General features: G+C 69.1%; 11 protein-coding genes and 1 pseudogene. 6 read left to right on the forward strand and 6 right to left on the reverse strand.

Annotation, left to right across the window (positions count from 1 at the left end; genetic code table 11):
* Positions 1–18 precede the first annotated feature (18 nt).
* Positions 19–363: a VanZ family protein gene (locus ABZX92_RS09315; RefSeq protein WP_355555725.1), complete on the forward strand. Its 345-nt coding sequence runs from the start codon at positions 19–21 to the stop codon at positions 361–363.
* Here ABZX92_RS09315 and ABZX92_RS09320 read toward each other — a convergent pair.
* The gene (locus ABZX92_RS09320) at positions 311–958 is read right to left on the reverse strand and encodes a DUF2461 domain-containing protein (protein WP_355555727.1); all 648 of its coding nucleotides are present in this window, start codon (positions 956–958) and stop codon (positions 311–313) included. The genes ABZX92_RS09315 and ABZX92_RS09320 overlap by 53 nt on opposite strands.
* A 75-nt stretch (positions 959–1,033) precedes the next feature.
* Between ABZX92_RS09320 and ABZX92_RS09325 the strand changes: the two genes are divergently transcribed.
* Positions 1,034–2,953, forward strand: coding sequence for a helicase-associated domain-containing protein (locus ABZX92_RS09325; protein ID WP_355555729.1), 1,920 nt, complete (start codon positions 1,034–1,036; stop codon positions 2,951–2,953).
* 52 nt (positions 2,954–3,005) lie between these two features.
* A complete protein-coding gene (locus ABZX92_RS09330) occupies positions 3,006–5,870 on the forward strand; it encodes an NACHT domain-containing protein (RefSeq protein WP_355555731.1) in 2,865 nt (954 codons plus the stop codon).
* Here the strand turns inward: ABZX92_RS09330 and ABZX92_RS09335 are convergent.
* Positions 5,860–6,672 (reverse strand): DNA/RNA non-specific endonuclease, encoded by an 813-nt coding sequence (locus ABZX92_RS09335; protein ID WP_355555733.1) that lies wholly within the window; start codon positions 6,670–6,672, stop codon positions 5,860–5,862. The genes ABZX92_RS09330 and ABZX92_RS09335 overlap by 11 nt on opposite strands.
* 84 nt (positions 6,673–6,756) lie before the next feature.
* Positions 6,757–7,206, reverse strand: coding sequence for a hypothetical protein (locus ABZX92_RS09340; RefSeq protein ID WP_355555735.1), 450 nt, complete (start codon positions 7,204–7,206; stop codon positions 6,757–6,759).
* A 165-nt stretch (positions 7,207–7,371) separates the two neighbouring features.
* On the opposite strand from ABZX92_RS09340, the gene ABZX92_RS09345 reads away from it, so the two are divergent.
* Positions 7,372–8,610 carry a CHRD domain-containing protein gene (locus tag ABZX92_RS09345; RefSeq protein WP_355555737.1) on the forward strand — a complete coding sequence of 413 codons (1,239 nt, stop codon included), beginning with the start codon at positions 7,372–7,374 and terminating at the stop codon, positions 8,608–8,610.
* Between the two features lie 102 nt (positions 8,611–8,712).
* Here the strand turns inward: ABZX92_RS09345 and ABZX92_RS09350 are convergent, their stop codons facing one another.
* The 3 genes from ABZX92_RS09350 to ABZX92_RS09360 are packed head-to-tail and all read right to left on the reverse strand — an operon-like array spanning position 8,713 to position 10,999.
* The gene (locus ABZX92_RS09350) at positions 8,713–10,041 is read right to left on the reverse strand and encodes a SulP family inorganic anion transporter (protein WP_355555739.1); all 1,329 of its coding nucleotides are present in this window, start codon (positions 10,039–10,041) and stop codon (positions 8,713–8,715) included.
* A gap of 12 nt (positions 10,042–10,053) precedes the next feature.
* Positions 10,054–10,626 carry a carbonic anhydrase gene (locus ABZX92_RS09355; RefSeq protein ID WP_355555741.1) on the reverse strand — a complete coding sequence of 191 codons (573 nt, stop codon included), beginning with the start codon at positions 10,624–10,626 and terminating at the stop codon, positions 10,054–10,056.
* Between the two features lie 58 nt (positions 10,627–10,684).
* Positions 10,685–10,999: a hypothetical protein gene (locus ABZX92_RS09360; protein ID WP_355555743.1), complete on the reverse strand. Its 315-nt coding sequence runs from the start codon at positions 10,997–10,999 to the stop codon at positions 10,685–10,687.
* A gap of 230 nt (positions 11,000–11,229) precedes the next feature.
* Between ABZX92_RS09360 and ABZX92_RS09365 the strand changes: the two are divergent.
* Together ABZX92_RS09365 and ABZX92_RS09370 are read left to right on the forward strand one after the other, a co-directional pair.
* Positions 11,230–14,031, forward strand: a pseudogene (locus ABZX92_RS09365) (TIR domain-containing protein); the annotation flags it as partial.
* 67 nt (positions 14,032–14,098) lie between these two features.
* Positions 14,099–14,842, forward strand: a complete 744-nt coding sequence (locus ABZX92_RS09370) for a hypothetical protein (protein WP_355555840.1) — start codon at positions 14,099–14,101, stop codon at positions 14,840–14,842.
* Positions 14,843–14,850: the final 8 nt, after the last annotated feature.

Here is a 14,850-nt window from a genome sequence, read left to right on the forward strand (position 1 = left end):
CTCGGTAATGTTCGGACCATGGGTCGAGTACTCCCGTTCGTGATCGCGGCGTTGCTCAGCGTCGTCGTGTTGTTCACCCCGGAGTCAGGTGTGCCGAGCTCGCCACCCGGCACGGACAAGGTGGTGCACACGCTGCTGTTCGCCCTGCTCGCGTACACCGGCCTATATGCGAAACTTCCTCGCATTCTGCCGATCCTGGTGGTCTACGCGGGGGTGAGCGAGGTCCTCCAGTACCTCATCACGCCACTTCACCGCAGTGGAGACGTGCTCGACGCCCTGGTGGACGTCTTCGGCATCGCGCTCGGCTGGGCTATCGCCGCGGCGATTCGCTCACGCCGACATGGTCCTCGCACCACGCGTTGAAGTCCTTGAGCTGACGCCACGACTTGCGCACCCGGTCGAGGCACCCCGGCTCGTGCAGCACGTCGTCCGGCTCCCAGACCTTCCGCACCCAGATCGACCTGTGCTTGAGCAGGTCGAGGTGCGGGTGGTCGTCGTCGATCCCGCGCGGCTTCGACTTCATCACGTCACCGTGCAGCGACCAGCCCTGCTTGAGCAGCTTGTCGATGATCTTGCGCAGCAGCAGGCCGTGCGCGTCCACCGAGGCGCGGTAACGAGCCAGCTGGTCCGGGGCCATGTGGTACGAGCCGCCACCGGTCGCGAGGCCCTCGGAGCTGATCTGCGTGTAGTACGCACCGCCGCCGCGGCCCTTTTCGATGACGCCACCGCAATGGGTCTTGTACGGCGTCTTGTCCTTGGAGAACCGCACGTCCCGGTACGGCCGGAACACCTTGCCCTCGCCGAACTCCTTCTCCAGGTCCGCGAGCAACGCCTCCATCGGCGCTTTCACGTCCCGCAGGTACGTCTCCTTGTTGTCGTCCCAGTAGGCCTTCGAGTTGTCGAGCTCAAGACCGTCGTAGAAGTCGATGGCGTACTCGCCAAAGCCGGTGAACGTCACCGAGTCAGCCTAGTTTCATCGCCCAAGCGCGTGAAATTCGTTTGAGCACACATGATCAAGGCCATAATCAGGTGAATGGCCCGCCGTATCAACGCGCTCGCGACCTGGCTGCACACGCTCGAGCCGGACGAGGTGGCGGTCGTACTCGTGCACCGCCGCGACGTCGCGGATCGCTTCATCCGCACGCTGAAGGACCTGGCGACGCAGCTCACCGACTCCGATTCGGTGCACCTGGCCGAGGACACGCTGGACCAGGGCGCGGTGGACGTGCTCGGCGCGATCGTGGCGCAGGGCAACGCCGGCACGGTCGACACCGTGTGCGCCGATCTGCGGTGCTCACTCGATGACTTCGAACGGGCCTTCCGGCAGCTCGAGGAACGCGCGCTGGCGTGGCCGGACGGGGCCAGGCTCATCGCGGTGAACTCGGTGCGGACGACCGGCGCGCAACCCGGCCAGCTCACGTTGCGACCGAAGAAGCCGGTGCGGCGCAAGGCGTCCGGGGTGTCTCCGGTGGTCGCCGCGATGTCCACGGTGGACGGCGTGGCACGCCTGCTGGCCCACTGCGAACGGGACAGCTTCGACGCCCGCTACACCGGTGGCGTCGCGACGGTCGAGATCCGGCGGGCCGCGCGGGCGTTGCGGGTCGCGGACGGCGTGCTGCGGCTGTGGCTGGAGCTCGCGGTCGAGACGCAGCTGATCGGCATCGAACGCGCGCGGCTGCTGCCGACCGAGCACGCGGACTCCTGGCTCGGTTCTGCTCCCGGCGAGCGGCTCGCGGCGCTGGTCAAGGCGTGGCAGCGGATGGACTGGCGGCCGGAACCGGACCAGGCGCGGGCGGCGTTGCGCGACTACACCGGGGCAGCCGGGCTGGCTCTGCGGCGCACCGCGCTGGAGCGGTTCTCGGCGGAGGAGGCCTACACCGACCTCGACGAGCTGGTCGCCGACCTGGTGTGGGAACGGCCGGCGGTGCAGGACCCGCGCGCGACAGCGGCGGTGATGAGCGAGATGGAGTCGCTCGGGTTGATCGCGGGCGGCGCGCTGACGACGTTGGGTACCGCCGTCCTGAACAACGGTGACATCGACGCCGCGGCTGCCGAGCTGATGCCTCCCGCTGCCGAGAAGGCCGCGTTCCAGACGGACATGACCGCGGTGGTGAACGGGCTGCCGTCACCGGAGTTGTCCGCGACGCTGAACCTGGTGGCAGATCTGGAGGACAACGACGCCGCTCGGGTGTGGCGCCTGTCCGCCGGGTCGGTGCGGCGCGCGTTGGACAGCGGGTTCACTGCCGAGGACGTGCTGACGAAGCTCGCGGCGGTGTCGGACGCACCGCTGCCGCAGGTGATCGAGTACCAGGTGCGGGACGTGGCGCGGCGGCACGGGCAGCTGACGGTGACGGACGTGGCGAGCTGTGTGCGGGCCGAGGATCCGATGCTGCTGCAGGAGATCGCGAAGTCGAAGCGGCTGGGTTCGCTCAAGCTGCGGTTCCTGGCGCCGACCGTGCTGGCGTCGGCGCAACCGATGGCGGAGACGCTGGCGGCGTTGCGCAGGGCGGGATACGCGCCGACCGGGCTCGACGCGGGTGATCAGTCCATTGTGGAGCATGTCGGGCGACGCCGGGCACCGGCTCGTGGCGAACGCAGGCCGGACCGGTGGTGGCGCACCGAGCTGGACGAGCTGGAGCTGGCGCAGCTCGCGATCAGGCTGGTCGAGCAGGAACGGCCGGCCGTCGGGCGGGGCACGCCGCGGGCCAGCGCGGCGCGGATGCTGCGCGACCAGAACGTCGTCCTGCGCGACGAGGAGGTGCTGATCCTCGCGGCGGCGCTGGTGGACGGCAGCCCGGTCGAGATCAGGTACGCGAGCGGGCCGCGGCAGCTGGAGACGCACGTGATCACGCCGGCCAAGCACCTGGAAGGCGTGCTGACGGCGGACTGCGAGGACGGGTCGACGCGCGAGTTCGCGATCGGTCACGTCCGCAAGGTCGCCGTGCCCGTATGAACAGCAGGTGAAGTCTCGCCGGACCAGCTGATCACGTGCTGATACTGGAAGTGTGGCCGATCCGTTTTCCGCCGGACTGCTGATGGTGCTGGAGACCGTGCTGGAGCGCGTTCTGGTCGGTCTCTTCGACGTCGTGCACAAAGGCTCCAGGGACAAGAAACGTCAACGCGAGCTGACCAGGCCGGGACCGCTGGTCGAGCGGGTCAGCGCGGAGCTCGCGCGCGGTGAGCTGAGCACCGTCGAGCAGCACGAGTGGCAGGCCGCTGTCGACGCGGTCCGCGAGTCCATCGAGGCGTCGCTGCCGTTGCGCGACGACGAGGCGTTGCGGGTGATGCTGACGCCCGAGTCGTTGCGGAACCACGTGTTCTCCAAGTCGGAGAAGATCCGGCGTTCGGCGGGACTGTCCGACCACGCGACGGCTGTCTACGACGCGTTGCTGCTGCGCGTGTGTGTCGCGGTCGTCGAGCTGGTGTGGTCGCAGCCGGAGTACGCCCGGCGGCTCGCGGTGGAGATGTTCCGGATCGGCCGGGCGACCGCCGACGCCGTGGCACGACTCGCCGACCAGCAAAAACTGGCGTTGACGGCGTCGCATCGGGACTTCGAGGACCGCTACGCCGACCAGGTCGCGCACTCGCTGGGCGGGCTGGAGCTGTTCGGGGTGTCGCGCGGACGGGCGCCGCGCAGGCATTCGTTCGACACCTCGTACGTGTCGCTGGCGGTGGCCCGGGTCGGCGACACCGACGAGCTGACCGGGGCGGGACTGCCGGTGGCGGCGGCGCTGGCGGACACCCCTCGCGTGCTGATCAGGGGTGGTGCGGGCGCGGGCAAGACGACGTTCCTGCGCTGGCTCGCGATGAACGCGCTGGGCGAGACGCGGACCTCGGGAAACGAGTGGCTCGGGCTGGTGCCGTTCTTCGTGCCGTTGCGGCAGTGCACGACGCTCCCGAAACCGGAGGAGTTCATCTCGTCGACCGCCTCGATGATCGAGGAGGAGAAGCCGGCCGGGTGGGTGACCGCGCAGCTCAGGGAAGGCCGCGCGCTGGTGCTCGTCGACGGCGTGGACGAGCTGGTGTCCGAGCGGCGGGAGGAGGCGCGCCAGTGGCTCTGCAATCTGGTGAAGGCGTATCCGGAGGCCAGGTACGCGATCACCACCCGCCCGGCGGCCGTTCCCGAGGACTGGCTGGAGGAGTGCGACTTCGCGGCGTTCGACCTGTTGCCGTTGAGCGACAAGGGTGTTCGGGACTTCGTGGAAACCTGGCACACCGCCGCCCGCGACGAGCCCGGCCTGACCCGGGACGCGCGGGTGTGGCTGATCGAGTGCGAGACCCGGCTGATCTCCACCCTGGCCAGGCGGCCTGATCTGCGGCGGCTGGCGTCGAGCCCGTTGCTCGCCGGGCTGCTGTGCGCGTTGCACCAGGACCGGAACATGCACCTGCCGCGCGATCGGCGGTCGTTGTACGAAGCCGCGCTGGACCTGCTGCTGGTGCGGTGGGACGAGGACCGCGGGCTGGCGCTGCCGTCGTTCTCCAAGGAGGAACAGCTCGTTCTGCTGCAACGGTTCGCGTACTCGTTGGTGCGCAACCGGGAGCTGATGGTGCCGCGCGAGGAGGCCGTGCACCGGCTCGGGAACGCGATGCGCGGGCTGCGGTCGCACGAGATCGACCCGCACGAGGCGATGCAGCGGTTGCTCGAACGGGCCGGGCTGCTGCGCGAGGTCTCGTCGGAACGCGTGCAGTTCGTGCACCGGACGTTCCGGGACTACCTGGCGGCCAAGGAGGTCGTCGACGCCGGTGACCTGAACCTGCTGGTGGACCGGGCACATCTCGACGAGTGGCACGACGTCGTGGTGATGGCCGTCGCGCACGCCCGGCCGCGCGAACGGGCCCGCGTGCTGATGGACCTGCTGGCGGGCAACGACGACACGCGCAAGGACGAGCGCGGCCGGGACAAACTGCGGTTGCTCGCGTTGGCGTGTCTGGAACAAGCCGACGTGATCGAACCGGAGACCGCGCGGGCGCAGGTGACGTCCGCGGCCGCCTCGCTGATCCCCCCGAAGAGCTTCGCGCACGCCGACGCGTTGTCCGAGGCCGGGTCGTTCGTGGTGGATCTCCTGCCCGGCCCCGAGGCCACCGAGGAGGCCGCGTACATCGTGCGAACGCTCGCCAACATCGGCGGCGAGGGTGCGTGGGAGCGGATCGCGGAGTTCGTGGCGGTGGATCACGCGATGGTGATCGACGAGCTGCTGCGGGCGTGGCGCAACACGCCGGACGCGGAGAACTACGCCAGGACCGTGCTGTCCAAAGTGGATTTCGGCGATCGGCGGGTCGACGTGCGGGGCTGGCACCGGATCCAGTTCATCATGCACCTGCAGAAGCTGCGGTACGTGCGGTGCATCGGCAACATCAACCCGCTCGACCCGCTGGGTGCGATGCCGGCGTTGCACCGGCTGGAGCTGTGGCAGAACGAGGTCATGCGCGAGCTTTCGCCGCTGGCCCTGTCGCAGTCGTTGAAGGAACTGCACCTGAGCCGGTGCCGTCCGCTCGGCCGGATCGACCTGGCGCCGGTGAAGGACCTGGACGAGCTGCACCTGCACTTCAGCCGGGTCGAGCTGGAGTCGCTTGAAGGTGGCTCGCTGCGGCGGCTGCAGATCCGCGACTCGGCGACCGACGACGGGCTGGCCGCGCTGCCGGCGTTGCCCGCGTTGCGCGAGCTGGCGATCGACCACCGCCCGCCCTACTCGCTGGCGGGGCTGCAGCGGTGGCCGACCATCTCCGTGCTCGAGGTGTTCGGCGTGCCGGCGGCGGGCGACCTGCGTGTGCTGCCGGCGTTGCGACATCTCGTCGTGCACCAGCCGGAGTCGTCGGCCCGGCTGGAAGAACTGCGTCAGGAGCTACCAGGCGTGCGCATCACCACTTGATGTCGGCGAGGCTGTCCAGCGGCTTGCGCTCGGACTCGTCGAGCAGCTGGACGGCAGCCGTGTCGGCGGTGTGCAGCTCGGCCGGGAAGGTGAAGTTCACGCGCTTCTCCAGCTCGGCCACCGACACCTGGAACGTGCGGAACTCGTCCAGGTCGAGCGCCTCGGCCAGCACCAGGTTCTGCGTGAGCAGGAACGCGCTGCAGTGCAGCTCGCCGTCGACCACGAACGCGATCGCCTTGTAGAACTCACGCGGGATCGGCACGCCGCGGAACACCCGGTCGTCGACGTTGAAGACCGGCCCGCCGTAGACGCTGACCTTGAGGTTGTCGACGTCGACGTCCGCGAGCACCGCGTCTTCCAGCCTGCCCCAGAGCCCTTCCTTGGTGCTCTGGTTGAAGTCGTCCATCTGCGGCGTGATGTTCGTGAAGAAGAACGAGTCCTTGTTCGCCCTCTGCGCCTCCGCCTTCGGGCCCCAGCACAGGTCCGCCCGGCGCGCGAGGTGCCCGCGGTCGAGCCTGTTGTCGCGGTAGAGCTCGTCGCCCGCCTGGAACTCGGCCGGCACCCTGGGGTCCTTGATGAACGGGATGTTGCTGCGGCTCAACGCCTTCAGCTCGCCGCCGTCGATGTTCCACGCGACCCAGATCGCGAACTTGCGCGACTTGCTGAGCGCGAGCGAGAAGTGCGTGTAGTCGATCGTGGTCGAGCCGTTCAGCTCGACCGCGTCGTCGGCGCCCGTCTCGGTCAGCGTCGGGAGTCCCGCGGCGGTGCCGAGGAACTTCGCGTCAAAACCTGCGCTGGTCATGTGTCGCCCCCTGTTGGTTCACCTGCAGGGTCGACTCATCCCACAGCGCCGTTAGCCGGATACACCCGAACGGCCCAACGTTCATCAGCTCTTCTTGACGAGTTTGCCGTCGGGCGCGATCGCGAACCACTCGTCGTCGACGCCCTGGCCGTTCAGGTCACCGGCGACCTGGTCTCCCACGTAGTAGTAGAGCGGCCACTTTCCGTAAACGGCCTGCGAGCTCTCGTCGACGCGGGAGACGAGGTTCGTGTCCGCGCCGTCCTTGGCATCCACTTTGGACTGCGCGGTGAGCGCGGGCCACACGGCGATGCAGTCGGCGTCGCACGCGCTGGACTTGTTTTCATCTTTGGTGAATGCGTAGAGCGTCCGTCCCGTTTGGTCGACCAGGATCGGTCCCAGGTCGGACTGCGCGATCTTCACCTCGACCTTGGCAGGGGCTTCCTGCTGGGCAACCTGTTGCGGCGCCTCGTTTCCGCAGGCAGCGAGGCCCGCGAGCAGGGCGGGCAGCAACAGAATTCCCATACGTGCACGCATGTTCTTCTCCAAAGTGGTCGTTCCTGTTCCCGCCGTCTACACGTATCGAGACGTCGTTCGGTTCACTAACGAACTTGTTGAACCGAATCTGACCGGCGTCCGTGTTGGTCATGTCGGGTCCGCCAGACCCCCCGACTCCCACTGAGGAGCCTTGGAGTACATCCCATGTCCCGCAACAAAACTGTCGCTGCCGCATGCCTGATGGGCGCCGCGCTCGGGTTGGCCGTGGTGACTCCGGCGTCCGCCGCGCAGGACGCCGTGACCGTGAAGATCACGAACCAGGCCGGGTACGAGGCCACCTTCTGCGCCGCCGACGTGCTGGAAGGACGCTGCCTCGACGGCGCCAAGAAGGGCGAGTCGCGCACCTTCACCGTGAAGCCGAACAAGGGGCCGATCGAGGTCCGCGTGGTCGTGAAGAACGGCGGCTCGGTCTTCCAGAACTTCACCGCCGACGGGCCGACGCTGAACATCGACGCCGGCGGCTCAGCTGCCAACCCGACGGCGACCAAAGCCGCTGGTGGTGAGCACGGCGAGCACGGCGGCCACAACCCGGCGCCGACCAACCCGGCGCCGAACCCCACCCAGCCCGCTCCCGCGCCGGTCAAGGGCAAGCCGATGTTCTTCTCGGCCGACCTGGACGGCAAGCAGGAGGTTCCGACGGCCGGTGGTCCGGCCGTTGGTGACGAGGACGCCTCGGCGAAGGCGCTGGTCGAGGTGCGCGGTGACCGCGTGACGTTCGCGGTCGAGTGGAAGAAGACCTCGCAGCTCACGCTCGGCCACATCCACCAGGGCAACGCCGGCCAGAACGGCCCGGTGAAGGTCAGCCTGTTCAGCACGCCGATGCCGGAGACGTTGTCCGCGGCGGCCGGCCAGACCGTGATCGACCCGAAGCTCGCTGACGACATCCGCAAGAACCCGGCGGGCTTCTACGTGAACCTGCACAGCACCGAGAAGCCCGGCGGCGCCGTCCGCGCGCAGCTCAAGCCGCTCGGCAAGAACGTGAACCCGCTCGACATCATCAAGGGCGGCAAGGTCCGCGCGTTCTCCAACGGCCGCAACGAGGTGCCGGTGCAGAACGGCCCGAAGGTCGGCGACCCGGACGGCCAGGCCGTCACGTTCGTGCAGCCCTCGGGCAACGGCGTCGACTTCTCGCTGGCGTGGGTGAACATCGACGCGCCGACGCTCGGCCACGTCCACCAGGGCGTCGCCGGCCAGAACGGCCCGGTGAAGATCACGTTCTTCGGCACCGCGATCCCGCAGGGCATCTTCGCGGTCTCTGGCACGGCCACCGCCGACAAAGCCACGCTGGACGCGCTGAAGAAGTCGCCGAAGGACTTCTACTCGAACCTGCACACCGGTCCGTTCCCCGGTGGAGCCGTGCGCGGTCAGTTCACGTCTCACTAGTGACCATCTGAATGGAGAGGTGCCCGCGGCCGCGACCCCCACGGCCGCGGGCACCTCGTTTTCGCTGGTCCGGCCGCTCACCGACGGGGAGCCGGGGCGCGTCTAGCGGCCGACGAGCTCCACGGTGCGCCCGGCCCGGCGCGACTCGTCGACCCACTGGTCGATGGCCTGCCCGCAGGCCTGGTCGAGGTGCCGCACGCCGCTCAGGTCCATCCGGACGTGCTCCCGGTCGACCCGGTCCAGCGCGTCCAGCAGTCTCGGCAGCCTGAGGAAGGTCGCGTTTCCTTTCAGCGCAACCCCTTCCGGCGTCTCGACCACCGACAGCCGGGACACGTCCCACGCCGTCTTGATCACCGCCGCCAGCAACCCGGCCACCGTGCCGGTCAGCAGGTCCGTGGCCACGATGAGCCCGGCGGTCAGCACCAGCACCGCGCTCTCGGCCCTGTCCTTGCGCCACAACGCGACCAGCTCCTTGAGGCCGAGCAGCTTCCACCCGGCGTGCACCAGCACCGCAGCCAGCACGGCGACCGGGATCAACGTCAGCAACCCCGGCGCCAGCACCACGAACAGCAGCAGCCACACGCCGTGCAACACCCGCGAGGCCCTGGTGCGCGCACCGGCCTGGACGTTGGCCGAGCTGCGCACGATCACCGCCGTCATCGGCAACGCCCCGAGCAGCCCGCAGACCGCGTTGCCCGCACCCTGCGCGACCAGCTCGCGGTTGTAGCGCGTGCGCGGCCCGTTGTGCATGCGATCCACCGCCGCGGCACTGAACATGCTCTCGGCCGACGCCACGAGCGCGAACACCACCGCGGTGCCGATCACTCCGACGTTCAGCAACCCGAAGTCCGGCAGATGCACGTCAGCCGAGAGCGTGCCGACCTCGATGCGCGCGACCGGCGACGCGAAGATCGCCGCCAGCGCGGTGCACACCACCACACCCGCCAACACGCCCGGCACGACGCGCAGCGGAGTCCGTTGCCACAACAGCATGATCACAACGGTGAGCAGGCCGAACGCCAACGCGACCGGCGACACCACCAAGTGCTTGAGCTGGCCGAACACCAGCACCAGCCCGATGCCGGCCAGCATCCCCTGCACCACGGACGGCGAGATCGCGCGGAACCACCGCCCGCCTCTGGCTAAGCCGAGCAGGACCTGCAGCAACCCGGCCCCCAGCACGATCACGCCGAGCGCCTGGATCCCGTGCTTGCCAACAGCATCCGCCACCAGCACCGTCAGCCCGGCAGCCGGCCCGCTCACCTGCATCGTGCTGCCGGGCAGCAGCCCGACCACGATGCCGCCGACCACCCCGGTCACGATCCCGAGCTCGGCCGGCACCCCGCTCGCCACCGCCACACCCACGCACAGCGGCAGCGCCACGAGGAACACGACGACCGACGCACCGAGATCGGCCCAATACCTCTTCATCACGAAAGACCCTTACAGCGGAAGGAAAGCGTGCTCGGCGCCGGCGGAGACCTCACCGGTCTCGATGTCGTAGAACCAGCCGTGCACGCGCAACGTCCCCTCCGCCACGCGCTGAGCGACGAACGGGTACTCCAGCAGGATCTGCACCTGCGCCCGCACGTGCTCCTGTCCTTCCGCCCGCATCGCCGGGTCGCTCGCCTTGCGCGGAGCCTTGGGGCGCAACCACCCGCGCATCGCGGGCAGGTGGTCGATGCCGCCGCCGTGCAGCGCTCCGACCGCGCCGCAGTGCGAGTGGCCGCACACGACGATCTCGCTGACACCGAGCTGCAGCACCGCGAACTCGATCGTGGCCATCTCACTGGACGGCGCGTGAAGCGAGTACGGCGGAATGACGTTGCCCGCCGTGCGGAGTTCGAAGAGCGAACCCGGTTCGGCGCCGGTGATCTGCGCCGTCACGATGCGCGAATCGGCGCACGTGATGAACATCGTGGTGGGCTGCTGGCCCGCCGCGAGTCGTTGTCCGGCCGCACGGGAACGCGACTTGGCGTGCGCGCGGGCATGCTGAACAAAGCGATGGAAGTCCATGGGAATCCCTCACTGCTAAGGAGAAGTGTTCGGTTTGATCGGGTGGCAGGGACCTCGATCAGTTCCGGAACACCTGCAGTGCGGGGGGTGTGCGCCAAACCGCTATCGGTTCGGCGGAAGAGGCCGGCACGAGACTCGGCTCGGCGGGTGGTTCGAACACCGTCACGAACGACGGCTTCGCCATCGTGGACACCCGCTCGACAGACGTCACGAGCCCGCGCAGCCGGGTCGTCTCGCGCTCCTCGCGGGGTGCTTCCTCCTTGGGCACGGAGGTCTTCGACTTCGGCGGCGGCGCGCCGATCGACACGGGAGTGACGGCCGGGGCCAGCACGGCGCACAGGGCGATCACGACAGCCAGCAGAACGCTGCGCATGCTCACCCCCCAACCGAGTTGATCTACGACTACCAGTTTCGCCCGAACTGGACAACCTTCGCGATATGCGGAACTCGGTTCGCCCGTATCCAGCGCGAGATTCACCCGAAAGAGATTCCGATTTCACGGAGAAGTACGTATGCAGCGAGTGACCGTCGCGCGTTGGAGATGTGCCAACAAGTGGACAACCGGTACCCGTCCCCTGCGTGCTCCGCACAATCGGTGACCGAATGCCAAAGGAGGCCGACGTGGCGCGAGTTTTCATCAGCCACGCGACGCCGGATGTGGCGATCGCGACACAGATACGCGACTGGCTCGACCACGACCACGAGACCTTCCTGGAAGTTCATCCCGACGACGGAATCCAGGTCGGCGAGGCCTGGCGAGAACGTTTGCACGCCGAGCTGCGGAAGGCGGACGCGGTGGTCTGCGTCGTCAGCCAGGCCTCGGTCGCGTCGAGCTGGTGCACGGCCGAGGTGGCCATCGCCGACGCGCTGGGCTGCCTGCTGCTCCCCGTGCAGACCGGCGGCGTCATCCACCCGTTGATCGGGCACCTCAACCACATCCCGCCCGCCACCGCCCGCGAGCACCTGGAGAAGGCATTGCGGCAGTTCGACGCCGGCGGCCGCAAGCTCGCGAAGGACCAGGAACCGTTCCCCGGCCTGGACGCGTTCACGACGTCCCTGAGCGCCGTGTTCTTCGGCCGCGACCAGGAAACCCGCGCGCTGGCCCGCAAGGTGCGCCGCGGCCCCGGCGTCCTCACCGTCGTCGGGCCGTCGGGGTGCGGCAAGTCGTCACTGGTCAGGGCCGGTCTGCTGGCTCAGCTGGCGGACGACCCGCGGTGGCTCGTCATGCCGCCGTGGCTGCCGGGCAGCGACCCGTTGGACGCGCTCTCCCGTGCGGTGCGCAAGACCGCCGAACGCGCCGGGCACGACTGGTCGTTGCAGGAGGCGCGGGACCGGCTCGTGCTCGACGGGCTGCACGGCGTCGCGCAGGAGCTGGTGGACGAGGACCGCCGGCTGCTGATCACCATCGACCAGGCGGAGGAGCTCTTCACGCGTGCCGGTGAGAAGGACCGGCAGGTGGTGGCGAACCTGCTGCGGGAGGGGCTCGGCGACCGCGTCCGGGTGATCGCGACACTGCGGTCGGAGTTCCTCGACGACCTGCGGACGTTGCCGGAGCTGGGTGGTGTGCACATCGGCAGCTACGTGCTGGCGCCGCTCGCGCGCGAGGTGCTGAACGTCGTGATCACCGGTCCGGCGAAGGTGGCAGGGCTCAAGGTCCACCCGGAGCTCGTGGCGCAGCTCGTCGAGGACACCGCGAGCGGTGAGGCGTTGCCGTTGCTGGCGTTCACGTTGCAGCACCTGGCGATGAACGTGCCGCGTGGTGGCACGTTGTCCAGCGAGCGGTACGAGAACCTCGGCGGCGTGCACGGCGCGCTCGCCGGGCACGCGGACGACGTGCTCGAGAGCGCGGTCTCGGAAACCGGCCTGAGCAGGGACGAACTGCTGGCCCGGCTCGCGGGCTTGGCCGCGCTCGACCTCACCGGCAGGCCGACTCGCAAGCGCGTCAACCTGGCCCAGCTCGACGCCGGCGCGCGCGACGCGCTGGAGGTGTTCGTGCGGCACCGGCTGCTCACCGCCAGCGGCGACAAGCAGGGGCGCTGGATCGGGGTGGCGCACGAGGCGTTGTTCACCGAATGGCGGCCGTTGCGGAGCGCGATCGACGAGCGCCAGATCGGCCTGCGCGCGGCCCAGTCGGTCGAGCTGGACGCCTCGCAGTGGATCGAGGGTGACAGCGCGGACCACCTGTTGCTCAACGAGGACACGTTCGCCGCCATCTCACCGTTGGTGGCCGAGGGCGACCTCTCCCCTGACGCCCGCAGGTACCTCGACACGAGCCGTGTGCGGATTCTCGCGCTGCAAAGGCAACGCCGTCATGAACGCCGACGCACGGTCAGCTGGCTGGCGATGTTCCTCGTCGCGGCGATCGGCGCAGCGGGTCTCGCGGCGATCCAGTGGGGCAACGCGAGCGTTGAACGCGACACGGCGACAGCGCGCGCACTCGTCGCGCAGGCACAGGTCGCGCGCAACTCGTCGCCACAGCTCGCCTTGCGCCTCGGGATGGCCGCACACGAGTTGGCACCGAGCTCCGACACGAACACGGAGCTGGTCAACACCTTGCTCACCACACGGTATGGCGGCTCGTTCGGCGAGATGGTGTCCGCCGTCGCGTTCGGCCCGAGCGGTCACACGGCCGTTGTCGGCAGCACGGACGGCACGGCGAGCCTGTGGGACCTCACCGACAAACCCCGCCGGCTCGCCGCCGAGTCCGCCACCGGCGCGGTGACCACCTCGGTGGCGCTGGCCACCGATCTCGCGGCGATCGGGAGTTCGGACGGCTCGGTGTTGTTGTGGGGCATCGGGAACGGCTCGCGGCACCGCCTGGCGTCCGGTGCGCCGGTGAGCTCGGTGGCGTTCGACCGGACCAGGACGTTGCTCGCGATCGGCCGCTTGGACGGCACCACGACGTTGTGGTCACTGGGACTCTCGCCGACACAGCTCGGTGAGCCGTTCAAACGCCAGGGTGTCGGGGTGTCGTCCGTGGCGTTCGCCGGTTCGAAGATCGCGACGGCCAGCCACGACGGCACCGTGGTGGTCTGGGACATCAGCGATCCCGCACACCCCGTGCCGGATGAGCCGCTGAACGACAACGTCCGCAAGGCGGTGACTTCGGTGGCGTTCAACGGCGACGGGACGCTGCTCGTGGCCGGTGGGTCGGACGGCACGACCACTTTGTGGCGCCTCGCCGACCGCACGCACACCCGGCTGTCCGGCCACAGCGGCGTCGTCTCGTCGGTCGCGTTCTCGCCGACTTCCCCGGTGCTGGCCGCCGGAAGCCACGACGCGACCACGGTGTTGTGGGACATCAGCTCTCCTTCGCAACCACGGCAACTCGGCGAACCCCTGGTGGGACAACGAAGTGCGGTGTCGTCGCTGGCGTTCTCCCCGGACGGTCAGCGGCTCGTGACCGGCAGCGCGCACGGCCCGGCGATCGTCTGGGAGATGGCCGATCGGCCTGCCGCTGACCGGGCACGGCATGCTGGTGAAGTCCGTGGCGTTCGAGGACGCGAACACCCTGGTCACCACCGGCTCCGACAACCGGCAGATCCACTGGGACGTCGGCTATCCGCTGCAGCCGCGCAAGATCAGCGAAGGAACCGGCGCCTCGCGGTTGTACTCGTTGGCCTCGCACGGCGACGTGGACGCGACGGCGGGCGGCGACAACACGGTCGTGCTCTGGAACGTGCCGTCAGGCACGCCGATCGGCAAACCGCTGACCGGGCACAACAACAGCGTGAGCGCGGCCGCGTTCTCCTTCGACGGCAAGGTGCTCGCCGCGGGCAGCACCGACGGCACCACGATCCTGTGGAACATCGCCGACCCGGACCACCCGCTCCCGATCGGCCAGCCACTGGGCCAGAACAAACAGGTGACCGCCCTGGCGTTCAGCCCGGACGGCACGAAGCTGGTCGCGGGCACGTCCACCGGCAGCACCTTCGTCTGGGACATCACCGACCCGAACCAGCCCCGCCAGGTGGGCCGTCAGCTCGACGGCCACCGCATGGCCGTGAACTCCGCCGCTTTCGCCCCCAACGGCACCGTGCTCGCCACCGCGAGCTCCGACGGCACCACGATCCTGTGGGACATGGCGCTGCTGGACGACGCCGTGGCCCGCGCCTGCTCGGTCGCCGGCGGTGGTCTGAGCCCGTTCGAGTGGCAGCAGTACCTCCCGGCCCTCGCCTACCGCGACACCTGCGCCCGCCAGGAGAACCAGCGATGAAACGCCTG

It is taken from the genome of Lentzea sp. NPDC006480 (assembly GCF_040611995.1).
Taxonomy (GTDB): Bacteria; Actinomycetota; Actinomycetes; order Mycobacteriales; family Pseudonocardiaceae; genus Lentzea.